The organism is Lentzea sp. NPDC004789, assembly GCF_053601075.1.
Genome location: NZ_JBSGBE010000029.1, coordinates 46,694 through 60,235, shown reverse-complemented (window position 1 = coordinate 60,235; position 13,542 = coordinate 46,694). Strand labels below are relative to the sequence as shown.

The 13,542-nt window shown below is 64.6% G+C and carries 9 protein-coding genes; 6 read left to right on the top strand and 3 right to left on the bottom strand.

What is annotated here, in order from left to right:
* Positions 1 to 352 precede the first annotated feature (352 nt).
* Both ACWEIJ_RS41380 and ACWEIJ_RS41375 read right to left on the bottom strand, forming a co-directional pair.
* The gene (locus ACWEIJ_RS41380; RefSeq protein ID WP_449842764.1) at positions 353 to 3,382 is read right to left on the bottom strand and encodes an NACHT domain-containing protein; all 3,030 of its coding nucleotides are present in this window, start codon (positions 3,380 to 3,382) and stop codon (positions 353 to 355) included.
* 466 nt (positions 3,383 to 3,848) lie between these two features.
* Entirely contained in the window at positions 3,849 to 4,919 is a 1,071-nt protein-coding gene (locus tag ACWEIJ_RS41375; protein WP_449842763.1) for an integrase core domain-containing protein, read from the bottom strand.
* Positions 4,920 to 5,382: 463 nt separating this feature from the next.
* Between ACWEIJ_RS41375 and ACWEIJ_RS41370 the strand changes: the two genes are divergently transcribed.
* The 6 genes from ACWEIJ_RS41370 to ACWEIJ_RS41345 all read left to right on the top strand — a co-directional run bounded on the left by ACWEIJ_RS41370 (position 5,383) and on the right by ACWEIJ_RS41345 (position 12,660).
* Positions 5,383 to 8,055, top strand: a complete 2,673-nt coding sequence (locus ACWEIJ_RS41370; protein ID WP_449842762.1) for an RICIN domain-containing protein — start codon at positions 5,383 to 5,385, stop codon at positions 8,053 to 8,055.
* 440 nt (positions 8,056 to 8,495) lie between these two features.
* Positions 8,496 to 9,509 carry an AraC family transcriptional regulator gene (locus ACWEIJ_RS41365; RefSeq protein WP_449842761.1) on the top strand — a complete coding sequence of 338 codons (1,014 nt, stop codon included), beginning with the start codon at positions 8,496 to 8,498 and terminating at the stop codon, positions 9,507 to 9,509.
* A 91-nt stretch (positions 9,510 to 9,600) separates the two neighbouring features.
* Entirely contained in the window at positions 9,601 to 10,500 is a 900-nt protein-coding gene (locus tag ACWEIJ_RS41360) for an alpha/beta hydrolase (RefSeq protein ID WP_449842760.1), read from the top strand.
* Positions 10,501 to 10,506: 6 nt separating this feature from the next.
* Positions 10,507 to 10,779 carry an SDR family NAD(P)-dependent oxidoreductase gene (locus ACWEIJ_RS41355; protein WP_449842759.1) on the top strand — a complete coding sequence of 91 codons (273 nt, stop codon included), beginning with the start codon at positions 10,507 to 10,509 and terminating at the stop codon, positions 10,777 to 10,779.
* Between the two features lie 41 nt (positions 10,780 to 10,820).
* The gene (locus ACWEIJ_RS41350) at positions 10,821 to 11,726 is read left to right on the top strand and encodes a short-chain dehydrogenase/reductase (RefSeq protein ID WP_449842758.1); all 906 of its coding nucleotides are present in this window, start codon (positions 10,821 to 10,823) and stop codon (positions 11,724 to 11,726) included.
* Positions 11,727 to 11,748: 22 nt separating this feature from the next.
* Positions 11,749 to 12,660, top strand: a complete 912-nt coding sequence (locus tag ACWEIJ_RS41345) for an SDR family NAD(P)-dependent oxidoreductase (RefSeq protein ID WP_449842757.1) — start codon at positions 11,749 to 11,751, stop codon at positions 12,658 to 12,660.
* Between the two features lie 267 nt (positions 12,661 to 12,927).
* Here ACWEIJ_RS41345 and ACWEIJ_RS41340 read toward each other — a convergent pair whose 3' ends face one another.
* The gene (locus ACWEIJ_RS41340) at positions 12,928 to 13,527 is read right to left on the bottom strand and encodes a TetR/AcrR family transcriptional regulator (RefSeq protein ID WP_449842756.1); all 600 of its coding nucleotides are present in this window, start codon (positions 13,525 to 13,527) and stop codon (positions 12,928 to 12,930) included.
* Positions 13,528 to 13,542: the final 15 nt, after the last annotated feature.

Sequence of the window (13,542 nt, the reverse complement as noted above, 5' to 3'; positions counted from 1 at the left end):
CTTCCAACCATGCGCGACACCGAGCGCCGGACGGCACGCCTCGCCAGCGTGATCCCCGATGAGGGTGGAAGCTCGCACCCCGCAGCCCGACGACGATCACGAACGGATCTTTCAGGCTCGCGAACGATGCGTCAGCTGGCTTTGCGGCCGATGCGCTCCCGGATGCACAAGGTGCGTTGACTGGCATTCACCAACGTCCACCACACCGAGAGATCGACCTGCACCACCAGGTGCCGAACAGCCAGCTCACCAGTAACGACGGAGAACTCGTCACGTCGCCGAGCGAATCGATCACGGCGTGGATCTCGGCGGCACTTCGCCCAACGCGTTTCGACACCCCGCTTAGCTCGAATCATTCATCGGCATCAAGGCGCCGCCCAGCGACGTCCGCCTTTTCTGCCGCAAGCAAGCTCAGGTCTCCCACGACCCACTTATAGGCCCAGCCACCGAAACTTTCGAGAAGAACCCTAACCTCGCTATCAGAAAGAGGCCGCCCAAGAGACTCCCCCTCTAGACCTAGATGAGCATCACGGCTAGCAAAAAGTCGCTTTAGCGTCTTGAGGCCGACTACGCCATCAAACCAAGTATGCAAATAGGTTGTGGAGTACTCTTCTGCCTCATAGGTGACAAACATGATCCATAAAGCGAGGTCGCGCAGCGGCTGAGCGCCAGCAAGCTTTGAATTGATCTCCGACGCAGAGGCTTTTGGCCAGTAAGAAGCAAGATCCTGAAAGACAAAGTCGAGAATCTGAGCATCCGCCAGCCGAACTGGGTTCTTGACCGTGTTCTTTACAAACCAATCTACGCTTCGAAGTTGACTCTTCGAAACCTCGGAAGCACCACTCAGAATTCCCTTTCGTAGCGTTTCGATGACACAACCGGGCGACGCTGACGTAAACGTTCTAACATAAAGTCGAGGACATAAACCCAGGGCTGCGTCAAAGTCCCTTCTCTTCACGCGAGCCGTCGCAACCAGGTAGTCAGCGAGCGCTGGATCAATTATCTCTACCGACACGGGAAAGTCATCGTCGTCCTGCCTTTGAGCTTTTATAGCGTCTACTGCCCTCAGATACAACTTTGCAATCTGATCGAAGACCACGCCGATTGACTCGGACCACTCTGGCTCAAAATACGTAGCCACACCCTGCGCCTCAAACCGCGCCCATCTCGAACACACTTCCACTGCAAAGGAACGCGATAGCGCAGCACCTTCAGTCTCGACATCCTCAAGCGATTTCATAGCCGCTTCGATCATACGTGTGCGAGGATCTCGATAGAGCTCAAAAAACGCCGTCGAAGACTCATGAGAGCCATCGACTCCCTGCATTGATCTCCAAAAATCAGAGATTCGTCGAGGAAGAGATTCAGAGACGGCACGTGACATTGGAGCGCTGTTCACAATACGCAAGCACAGAGAAAGATACTTATCCCGGTACCCCGCGACTGTCCGCGTTCGCTCCAGGAGGTACTTGAGCACCTGCTCCGCGCCGCGGTCAAACTTGTCGTCAACTGCTTGAACCATTACGTCAGGAACGACCGAACTAGGATCAGCCTCGAATGCCCCGACAATTGCATCTGCAACCTCGGTGACACTCTGCGCGATTCGCACAAGACATTCGGCCGCATAGTATTCCATGAACGTACGATGCGTAAACGCAAAAAGTCGATCGCCGCGAGCGCTGTAGCCTTTCGCTGACAATAGCCATGCGCGATCTGCACAGAAATCTACAAACTGCTGAGCCCTGGACTGATCTTCCGGCGGATTGATTGATGCAGTGTCTCGAAAGAATATCGCGATAATCTTTACGAGCTGCTGTTCTTCAAGTCCGCCTTGCGCCGATTGACTTCTATAGAAGAAGCGCGCAAGCTCCTGCATCAGCCTCTGACCGTACTGGCGATGATCAAATGGCTGCTCAATTTGACGCATTGCGTCCCAGCGCTGAAACAGCAACTCAGAGCATTCTCGATATACCTGGCGGCGATTGCGCGGAATGAAGCCACGCGCACGGTAGAGCGTACAGAGAAGAGACAGCATCAAAGGATTGCTTCTGATGTCCGCGATCGACTCCGTCTCTCGCAAGAACGCCAGCATTTCCGACTTCTGTCGCCGAGTGAGGTCGAACCATTTTCGAGCGTACTCCGCAACCTGATCAGACGAGAATTCGTCAAGCTCATACACTTGGAAGTCTTGAGTGCTAAACCGCGCCCGTGCGTAACCAACACGCCGAGCAGTTGCGAGGATCGGAGTATACGGGAATCGTCGACCAAATGATTCAATTTGTTTAATGAAAGTTCTGCGTCGGGCAAGGTCGATAATCTCATCAACACCATCGAAGATCACGTAAGCGCTTCCGACCGTCAACAGATCAACGAGAGCTTCATCGTCAATCTTGATGGAATCCGACGCCTCCAAGCGATTCGACATATACGTGACAAGCGAGATGCCCCATGCATTCGCGGCATAGTCACGACACTGAATGACAAGTGGCGCAACCTGAACCTGATTGGACCGCATGACATTATAGGCCGTATGCTGAACGAGAGTGCTTTTACCGGCACCAGGATCACCGATAACTACAATCCTCGGTATTCCTTCGTGCGCCGCCAGCATTACATCCGAGTCGGCCTCGCTACCGGAAAGGTGCTCTTTAAGCGTTCGATCCACATACAAACGATCGACTTCGACGCGGTATTCGTCCTGGGCGTGGGCAAGCGCAAGTTCACTAAAAGCGTCTTCCGCCGCACGCCTAACGTCGTATACCGCGTTTCGGCAATTCGCCAGCCTTGTCGGCGACGCGAAAATACTAACGAGATCTCGTATATATTTGGGCGCAGACGGCTTGTTGCCCCTTAGAACCTCGGAACCTACAGAAAAGCGCGCAAATAGCTCGACCTTGTCTTCGGAACTGACAGACATCTTGCGTAGTGCTGGAACTGCTACGTCCAGAAACCGCGTAATTATCCCCCATATATCCCCAGCGACCGAACTCCAAGGTGGATCTTGGTCCTCACAGCGTTTCTGTGCGAGGTTCTCAAACGCGAGCTTTACGTCACCTAGGATTTCGGACACACCGCCGCCGCCGCGACTTGAGATCTTAAGTACAGTCCACGACTGCAGAAGCGAGCCGACTTCCTTTGTCTGCAGGAAGTTTTCAACGTCCTCGTACTGCTCTTCTGTTAGGACTGCAACAGTTTCCCCGACTTCATCCTCTATCGCATAGAATGCACCCTCGACCGCAGCAGATACTGCAGAGTAGTTTTCCGGCCCAAGCAGGGTATTGATCGCGCGTACCGCAGCGCGGCCAGCGAACGCACTAACTGCTATCTGGGCTGGATCTACCATTTCCGTCCTCTCGGCCGCCGGCAACACCTGCCGGTTCACGTCTCCTATCTATCGCCATGGAGGCACCTAGCGTTTCAGCAAGGTCCAGGTGGGTCGACGTGTCCTGTCCCGCCCGAGGCGCCGCTTCGTCGGCGCGACACAAGGCAACAAGCGGCCAGGGTGGGACGGGTTGCACCGCCCCGTCCCACCCTGGCGAATCAAGCTGTCTGCGCAGGCAGATCCCCATCTCAAGCCGTCCCACGACCCGTCCTGCCTGACAGCGCTCGCGGGACGGCTAGGACGGGTCTCGAAGTCTTGGCCAGCCTAGAAAAGGCGTGTGTTTAGCGAGCAAGATCGTCCTCGGACATAAGCATTATCCACACTGGCCGCGAGGTTGATGGAAACATCAGCCTCGCGGCTTTTGTGTGAGTAGCTGATCTGCAGGTCAAGCTTCCGGTAGAGGTCGCTGAGACTCTCCGGCGTGGACTCCCTCAGCTTGACGCCGACGTTCCCCTGACCTGCCTATTCAGGCTGCCGCAGGCTCGTACTCGTTGATCAAGCCGCCGAGTACTCGCCGGCGGCGTACGGATCTACGGCCGGGCTCTGCAGTCGGGTGGTCAGGTTTCGGTGGGGTGTGGTGTCGCGCTTGATGTGGTCGACGGTGGTTGTAGTGGGACACGTAGCGGTTCAGCACTGACTTGAGGTGTGGCTCGTTGATGATGAGCAGCCGGTCGGTGAGCTCGCGTCTGACGGTGCCGACAAACCGCTCCGCGTAGCAGTTCGCCCGCGGACACCGCGGCGGGATCTTCACGACGTCTATCCCGGCGTCAGCGAGAACGGCATCGAACGACGCTGTGAACTGGCCGGCCCTGTCACGAACCAGGAATCGAAAGTCACTGGCGCCATCGCCGAGGGTCATAAGGAGATTGCGAGCCTGCTGGGTGGTCCAGCGCCCGTCCGGGTGGGTGGTGGTGCCGAGGATGTGGACGTAGCGGGTGCCGACCTCCATCACGAAGAACACGTACACCCGTTTCAACGTGGCGGCGCAGTCGACGTGGAAGAAGTCGCACGCCAGCATGCTCGCCGCTTGAGCACGCAGGAACCGCCGCCACGCCGTGTCGGTATCCCGTGTCGGCGAAGGCGGAATCCGAAGACGCTTCAGCACACGACGAACAGTCGACGCGGCCGTCCGATGGCCGAGCTTGAGCAGTTCACCTTGGATACGGCGGTAACCCCAGCCCGTGTTTTCACGCGCCATGCGCTCGATCAACGCCACGACGGTTTCGTCGACCCGCGGTCGCCCAGTCCGGTTCGGGTAGGTCCACTTCTTGGCGACCAACCGCCGATGCCACCGCAGCACAGTGCCTGGGGACACCAACCGGTGCTCCCGTAGCCAGCGAGGTAGTCGCCGCACCAACGCGGCCAGCACCGCACGATCAGCCCAATCCAACCGAGGACGCCGATTGCCACGACGCAACACCGCGACCTCATGCCGCAACACCAACAGCTCGACGTCCTTGACCGCCGAAGACCGGCCGAGCAGAACCAGCCAGCCACCTAGCTTGACGAAGATGAGGTACAGCAGTCGCAGCGTCACACCCACGATCATGCCGACCGAACAACAGAGCCTATCCACCGCAGCTCAACGCATGTGTGCAGAGTTCTGGCACCCACAGCGTTGACCGCCGATCGGCGGACTATTTACGGTGAGGCCTTCTCGCCGGCACAGGTCGCCCGGCGGGCCGAACGGAGCAACTTCCCGACCGGTCCGGCGACCTGTCACGGCGATGATCCCTGGTCGGACTCTTCTTTGTCGGAGTGCTCAAAGTTAGCGCTCAGATTTAGCTTTGACCCTTCTTGTCTGTCATAGTTTTATTGGTGTGACACCAGGCTGCGCCGTCCCCACGATTACTTACCGACCGATGCCCCGCTCCGCGGGCATGGAACCGGTAGACAAGTCCATGTGGACCTTTCCATTTCGGCGGCCCCGGCGGTAGTGACGATGGGTCCGATGCTCGGTGTATCGCCGTAGACGCGACACCCGCGAAAGGGATTTCTTGATGCGTCAGAACAGCCCTCGCACGCTATCCCAGCGCTTCGCCCGCGCAGCGCTGGCCGGCGCCACACTCCTCGCGACCATCGGCACGGTACAACCCGTCGCCGCAGGACAGCAGGCCGTCGCAACACAGCCAGCCCCCGCGGCCGCAGCTGCCGGCGCCACCGCGATCGCCTCGGTCGACCTGGCCGGGACGTGGGGTTTCACGCCGGCGGGTCGGGGGGCGACCTCGATCACGGTGCCCGGCGGCGGCTGGTACAAGCAGGGCTTCACCGACGTGAACGAGGCGGTGTACTCGGGCACCATCACCGTGCCCGACTCAGGGCAGCCGCAGTCGACGTGGATCGAGTTCGGGGCGGTCAATCACCAGGCGACGCTGTCGGTCGACGGCCGGGTGGTGGCGACGCAGACCACGTCGTTCACGCCGTCGAATTTCGACATCACCGCCTACGCGGCCCCCGGTAGCACCCACACGATCAGCGTCGCCGTGAAGGGCCGCGGCGCGTTGAAGGCATCCAACGGCCGGTACCTGGTGCCCGACGCCGCCGACTGGTCCGAGGCGATACCGCAGGGGATCTTCCGGTCCGCGTTCCTGCGGACGTACCCGGCGGTGTACGTCAGCGACACGTTCGTGCGTACGTCGGTGGCGAACAAGACGTTGAGCTACGACGTGTCGGTGCGTAACACGTCGGGCAGTTCCCGGTCGGTCACGTTGACCGGGTCGCTGTCGTCCAGCAACGGAACGGCTTTCAGCTACCCGGAACTGCCCAGCCGTACGGTCACCGTGGCGGCCAACTCGACCGTGACCGTGACCGTCGGGCCGGTCGCGTGGAACCTCGACAGCACCTCGTACTGGTGGCCCAACGTGCCGTACCGGTCGGGGTACAGGGCGCAGCTGCACCGGCTGGCGGTGCATGCCGTCGCCGATGACGGGCACACCAGCGACGCCACGTACCGGTTCGGGTTCCGGGAGGCCACCCAGAACGGTGACTACTACTACCTCAACGGCGTGCGCGTGAACTTCCGCGGCGACAACCTCCAGGGTGCCGACTACGACCGGATCAACAACGGCGGCAAGGGCGACGCTTACGACACCCTGCCCGGCTTCCTGCCCCCGTCGCCCGGCAACGGCGGCTGGCCGCAGGCGGTGGACAACTACCAGCGGCTCAACTTCAACGTGCTGCGCATCCACCAGGAGCCCGCGAGCCCGTACATGTTGGACGTCGCCGACGAGATGGGCCTGATGATCATCGGCGAGACCGCGATTCGCGGCTCCTCCGGCAAGCAGGACTGGATCGCCGGGCACGACAACATGGTCAACCACGCCCGTGCGCTGGTCCTGCGCGACCGCAACCACCCCGCGGTCATCCGCTGGAGTCAGGCCAACGAGCCGAACCAGAGCGGCCAGGATTCCGAACAGTTCGAGAAGGACCTGTACGCGGCGATCAACGGCAACGACGGCACCCGGCCGGTCATTGCCGAGGTGGGCGTCGACGGGAATCTCAACGGGTATCCCGGGATGACGTACGCCAACTTCGCGGTGATCCCGCACTACGTCGACGGCTTCGGCAGGTACGGGGAGGGCCTGAAAACCGTGAATGGGCGGCCCGACGGCGAGGGCGAGTACATCTGGCCGGCGTGCAACAACAAGCAGGGCTTCGAGTGGTTCGCCACGGCAACCCTGGCCAAGCGCGGCAAGAACGCCACCGACCTGCGTCCGTACACGCTGCTGTCCGCCTGGGCCAGCGTCGTGCCCGGAGTGCGCACCGGCGACTTCACCCCAGAGGAGGGCGGTCGCCCCATCTACGGCGCGGACAACCTCCCGGACCCCTGGAGCAACCCGCAGATCCAGCGCGTGCAGGCGGCGTTCAACCCGGTGGCCGCGGTCGACCTGCCGTTCTGGTCCGCCTCCGGCGTCTCGGACTCCAACGGCACCTTCCCTCTGCCGCAGGCCGTGCCCAACTACGCCCGGAACGCCACGGTGACCCGCAACATCACCGTCTTCAACGACGACCTCGCCGACACTTCGGTGGGCTTCACCTGGACGGCGCGGCTCGACGCGCCGGACGGCGCGGTCGTCGCGTCCGGAAGCACGACCCTGACCGTCCCGCTCGGCTCGCGGGTCACCCAGCCGGTGTCCTTCACCACCCCGGCCACCGGCAACCGCGTGTACCTGCAGCTGTCGACCACGAAGTCCGGTAGCCCCGTCTTCACCGACGCGGTGGAGTACTTCAACCTCGCCGGAAGCGGCGGAGACGGACCCGCACCGGGCACCTACCGCATCGTCAACCGCAACAGCGGCAAGCCGCTCGCTGTCGCGGGCAACTCCACCGCGGACGGTGCCAAGGTGGTCCAGCAGAGCGGCACCGCCACCTGGACCATCGCCACGACCTCCGACGGCTCCTACACCCTCCAGTACGTCCCGAGCGGAAAGGTGCTCGACGTCAACGCCAACAGCAGCACGGCCGGGCTGCAACTGCAGCAGTGGACGGCCAACGGCGGCACCAACCAGATGTGGTATCTGCGGTCCACCGGCAACGGCTACTACACCATCGTCAGCCACGACAGCGGACTGGTGGCGGACGTCTACGGTGCGGCGACGAGCGACGGGGCGCAGGTCGTGCAGTGGGCCGCCAACGGCGGGGCCAACCAGCAGTGGCAACTGAACCGGGCCTGACCGGACGACCCGGTTCTCGCCTGCTGCCGCGGCGTCGACCGCTACCCCTGGCCGCTCGGCCCTGCGGCCAGGGGTAGCGGTGGCGAGATGTCAACTCCGAACGTCGGCGAGCGACCACCACCGCGCACCTTGTCTCCGCTCCCATCGGTACGGGCCGGCAGACCACCGCGGTGAACGCATCGAACCGCCTCGCTCGCGCCGCCGCGACCGCGGTCTCGACCGGGTTGCCGAGCAGGTTGTGCAGGTAGAAGTTCCTCGAGCCGGTCGTTGGGCGACGCACCGGGGCCGGTGGGCGAGTCGAGGTTCGCCGCACCTCGACCGGTGGGACGGTGTGCGGCGGTCAGGGCCCACCCGCAGGAGCGGTCGCGCCGGCTCTGTTTGGACCACGTCTTCGTGCCGCTACCGCTCCGCTAAAGCTGCGACCAGCGATACTGCGAGTCATGGACCTCATCCGGGCCAGCGCGCTGCAGGGCTTCCCCGAGCTCGTTGACGAGCTCGGGGGTGACAGCTCGGCAGCGCTGCGGCGATTGCGCCTGGATCCGGCGCTGATCGGGGATTCGGAGGCGTTCCTTCCGTTCCCATCAGTGGTGCGAGCCATCGAGACAGCGGCGGCTGAACTGGCGTGCCCGGATTTCGGGCTGCGGCTGTCGGAACGACAAGGTGTCGAGATCCTCGGGCCGGTCGCTCTGATCGCGCGTCATGCCGCCACGGTGGGGGAGGCACTGCGGGGATTCGCCCGGTATCTCGCGGTGTACAGCCCGGCTCTGCGGATCGACTTCGACGAGCTGGACGCCAGGACGGTGCGGTTCCGCTTCACCATCTTGGCGTCCTCGCCCGTACTGCGGGCGCAGACGAACGAGCTCGCCCTTGGTGTCGCCCTCCGGGTGCTCCGGATGCTCATCGGCGATCAGTTCCGGCCGGTCGCGGTGTCGCTCCCCCACACCGCCATCTCCACGGCGGCCCGCTACCTCGAGTTCTTCGGTTGTCGCCCGAAGGCCGACCAGGACTTCTGCGGCTTCGACTTCCACGCGTCCGAGCTCGCCCGGCACCTCGCCGACGATGCGCAGCTCGCCGTTCTCGTCCAGCACTACCTCGACGCCGCGCCAACCGATCCCGCCGGCCGCCTGCTGACCCAGGTCCGGCACCTCGTGGCGCGCAGTCTGCCCACCGGCGGCACGGGGATCGAAACGATAGCGGCCCATCTGGGACTTCACCCGCGGACGTTGCAACGCCGGCTGGGCGGCCACCGGACGACCTTCGAACAGCTGGTGGACGAGGTGCGTCGCGAACGCGCTGAGCGGTACCTGCTGGAGTCGGACCTTCCGCTCGGCCACATCGCAGCTCTGCTCGGGTACTCCGAGCAGAGCTGCCTGAGCCGCTCGTGCCGCCGCTGGTTCGGAGAGAGCCCGCGGGCGGTGCGCACCCGAGGGCAAGACCGATCCGCTGTCGTCTGAAGTCAAGTTTTTGTCGTCTGGAGTCAAGACACGGGCGGTCTGCTCCCGGCACCGTTGTCGGCGTACCGCCTCAGTGCCGAGGAGCGAATCGATGACCTCCAGCGACGCCCGCAAACCCGCACGCCGGGACATCACCTTCACACCGGGAGGTGAGCGCTGCGCGGGCTGGCTCTACCGCGCCGACCGAGACGAGCCCGCGCCGTGCGTCGTCATGGCCCACGGTCTGGCCGGGGTCAAGGAGATGCGCCTGGACGCCTACGCCGAGCGCTTCGCCATGGCCGGCTACCAGGTGGTCGTGTTCGACTACCGCCACTTCGGTGCCAGTGCAGGTACGCCGCGGCAACTGCTGGACATCCGACACCAGCACGAGGACTGGGCGGCGGCGGTTCGCTTCGCTCGGAGCCTGCCCGAGGTCGACTCCGGACGGATCGCGTTGTGGGGGTCGTCGCTGTCCGGCGGCCACGTCCTCGCCGTGGCGGCGAAGCTGCGGGCGGCGGCCGTCATGGCGCAGGTTCCCCACGTCGACGGGCTCGCCTCCACTCTCGCGTTGGGCCCGCGGCAGTCGCTCCGCCTGGCCGGGCACGGCGTACTCGACGCCGGCCGCGCGCTACTGAACAGGTCTCCGCACTACGTGCCTGCGTCCGGACCGCCTGGATCGCTCGCCCTCATGACCGCGCCCGAGGCTCAGGGGTACCTGGCGCTGGTGCCACCGGGCCTGTCGTTCGACCAGCGCGTCGCCGCCCGTTTCGCGCTGCGGGTCGGTCTGTACTCGCCCAGGAAAGCGTTGCGCCGGCTGGAGATTCCCGCCTTGGTCCAGGTCGGCTCCCGCGACCGCACCACCCCGCCACTCGCGGCGATCAAGGCGGCCCGCCGCAACCCGAATGTCACACTGGCCATCCACGAGACCGGGCACTTCGAGCCTTACACCGGGGAACTGTTCGAGACCTTCGTCGGCGAGCAAGCCGCCTTCCTCGACGGCGTTTTCGTCTGACCGGCCATGTCCCGCACCGTTGTCATCACCGGCGCCGGCGCAGGAATCGGAGCGGAAGCCGCCCAGCGCTCCGCCCGCCAAGGCTGGATCGTGTGTGCCACTGATGTCGACGAAACCAACCTGCGCCATGCCCGCACCGCACCCCGCCGCGAGGTCCGGCTCTATGCCGAAGACCACTTCGACATCTACCTCGGCGAAGCGTTCGAACGCGTCGTGGCCGACCAGCTCGCCTTCCTGACCCGGCACGTCCCGGTTACCCCCGCCCCAGCCGCCTCCTGAAGCGCCCTGCCCGCTCACACCAGCCACGAAGTGAGTCAGACATGTCCACATACCCGGTAGCGAACAAGACCGTCTTCATCACCCGCGCCGCCGGAGGCATCGGCGCCGCCAGCGCCAGGGCCCTGCATGCCCACGGAGCCAAGATAGTACTGACCGACCTGGGCCTCCGCGGCGTCTCGACCCTGGCCCGCGAGCTCGGCTACGACCGGGCGCTGGCCCTGAGCGTGGATGTGACCGACCCCGCCGCACTCGCCGATGCCGTGGAGCGCACCGTGGAGCGGTTCGGGGGGCTGGATGTCGTCTTCGCCAATGCGGGCATCGCCGCCGACCCGCCGGCGACGATCGCCACCATCGACCCGGCCACCTTCGAACGGGTCGTGGAAGTCGACCTGCTGGGCGTGTGGCGCACGGTCCGCGCCGCGCTGCCGCACATCATCGCCGCCCGCGGCCACGTGCTGGTCACCGCCTCGACCTATGCCTACTTCAACGGCATGGTCAACGCCCCGTACGCGATGTCCAAGGCCGGAGTCGAGCAGTTCGGACGGGCGCTGCGCGCCGAGTTGAGCGTCCACCAGGCCACCGCGGGGGTGCTCTACCCCGGCTGGGTGCAGACGCCCATCGCCGAGGTCGCCTTCGGCGGCCATGAGATCGTCACCAAACTGCGCGAGACCGCCTACCCCTCCGTCCTCGGCAAGACCATCACCCCCGAGCAGGTCGCCGAGAAGGTCGTGCGCGGTATCGAGAACCGCTCGCCGCGCATCGTGGTACCCCGCCGCTGGCAGCCGATCTCGGCCCTGCGCGTCATCCTCAACCCCCTGACCGACCTCATCGTCGAACGCCACCCCCAGATCCGCCGGCTGGTGCAACAGCTCGAAGACACGACCGGCACACCCGCCGACAGCTGGACGCACCCGGCCAGCCGGCCCACGCCTCCCCCCGCATCCTGATCAACCGAGAAAGACCCTGATCATGCCCCGCTACGACCTCACCGGACGCACCGTCGTCCTCACCGGCTCCACCGGCGGTCTGGGTGCCGCTCTGGCCCAGGCGCTACGCGCCCGGGGCGCCAACCTGGCCTTACTCGACCTCGATCTCGAGGCCAGCGCGGCCCAGGCCCAGGCCCTCGGTGGCGCCACTGTCGCCAGGGGCTGGCGTGCCGATGTGCGCGACCCGGCCAGCCTGCACACGGCCATGGCCCAGGCCGCCGCGGACTTCGGACGCATCGACGTGGTGATCGCCAACGCCGGCATCGACACCATGGCCCCGATGGCCACCCTCGACCCTGAGGCGTTCGAGCGGGTGATCGATGTCAACCTCACCGGGGTCTGGCGCACCTTCCGCGCAGCATTGCCGTATGTGGAACAGCAGCAGGGATACCTGCTGGCCGTCTCCTCCATGGCCGCCTTCGTGCACTCGCCGCTGCAGGCCTCCTACACCGCCAGCAAGGCCGGCGTGTGGGCCCTGTGCGATTCCATCCGGCTGGAGCTGCGCCACCTGGGTGTGGGTGTGGGCAGCGCCCATCCGACGTTCTTCAAAACGCCCCTGATGGATGATGTGGTCGCCGACCCCGCCGGGCAGATGCTGTGGGACGGCAACGACAAAGGCCTGTGGAAGATGGTCCCGCTGTCCACAGTTGTCACCGGCATCGTCACCGGCATCGAACGCCGCGCCGAGCTCATCGTGGTGCCCAAGACCCTGACGCTGACCGCCAAGGCCCCAGGGCTGTTCCGCCCGATCATCGAACGGCTGGGCTTCCGCGGGTCGACGATTGCCCGGGCCATCGAGCTCGCCTCCAGCTCCGGCTGGCATGACAGCCAAGCCCTCCACCGCCACGACAGCGGGCCTGCCACCGCGGGTCCTCCTTGTTCTCGGGCTTGTTGATCCAGACGACACCGGGCAGCTTCGGCGGCTCTGTGTCTTGTGGACGAACCGTTCGGGGTGGGCGAGGTAGGCGGTGTCGAGAAGATCATCGCCGACAGCGCGTTACGCCGTCGGCTTCGGCGCCAAGCCCATGATCTTCCTGCACAACACGCTGCCCAACCGCACCTTTCGACGCGTTCATGCGGTGCGCCACCGGCGTGCCCGCGAACAACTGACGTGACGGTCGTGAAGACCGCGCTGGTCAGCGTTGTCGATGGATGTCACGGTTCAGGCGAGTGGGCCGACTGCGGCCATGGCCCGGTCAAGAGCCTCGTGCAACGGCCCACCGCCGGCTGCGGCTGAGGCGTTCGCCGCGGTGAGGCAGGCGAATGCCGCGCCCACCAGCGCGAGTGGAGCCGGATCCGCGTCGTCCCAGCCGTGGCCTGCTTCGCGGGCTCGTTCCCGGGCGGCGTCGGCGATGCGGGACTGGTTCCCGAGCATCCGGTCCAGGTAGGCCGCGCGCAGTGCCGCCGAACCGTTGATCACCCGCTGGAGCTCCGCCGCGCCGGCGGCCTGCGCCGGATCCGTCATGTAATCGACGACGTCGTCGAACATCCGCCGCAGCGACGTCCACAGCGGCTCGTCGAGCGGTCGAGCGCGCAGGGCGTCGACGAACTGTTCCCCCAGGCGTTCGTGCTTGCCGAGGATCACGTCTTCCTTGCTGCCGAAGTAGCGGAAGAAGCTGCGCTTGGACATCCCGGCCGCCGCCGCGATCTCGTCCACCGTGGTCGCCTCGTAGCCCCGTTCGAGGAACAGCGCCAGGGCTGTGTCGAGCAGCTGCTGACGCACGGCCAAGCGGGTGCGCTCACGCAGCGACAGTGACTCCACTCTCCAAGAGTAGCA

Bases quoted from the DNA above. Each gene is read 5' to 3' on its own strand.
- ACWEIJ_RS41370 (WP_449842762.1), top strand. From the start codon at position 5,383: ATGCGTCAGAACAGCCCTCGCACGCTATCCCAGCGCTTCGCCCGCGCA.
- ACWEIJ_RS41365 (WP_449842761.1), top strand. From the start codon at position 8,496: ATGGACCTCATCCGGGCCAGCGCGCTGCAGGGCTTCCCCGAGCTCGTT.
- ACWEIJ_RS41360 (WP_449842760.1), top strand. From the start codon at position 9,601: ATGACCTCCAGCGACGCCCGCAAACCCGCACGCCGGGACATCACCTTC.
- ACWEIJ_RS41355 (WP_449842759.1), top strand. From the start codon at position 10,507: ATGTCCCGCACCGTTGTCATCACCGGCGCCGGCGCAGGAATCGGAGCG.
- ACWEIJ_RS41350 (WP_449842758.1), top strand. From the start codon at position 10,821: ATGTCCACATACCCGGTAGCGAACAAGACCGTCTTCATCACCCGCGCC.
- ACWEIJ_RS41345 (WP_449842757.1), top strand. From the start codon at position 11,749: ATGCCCCGCTACGACCTCACCGGACGCACCGTCGTCCTCACCGGCTCC.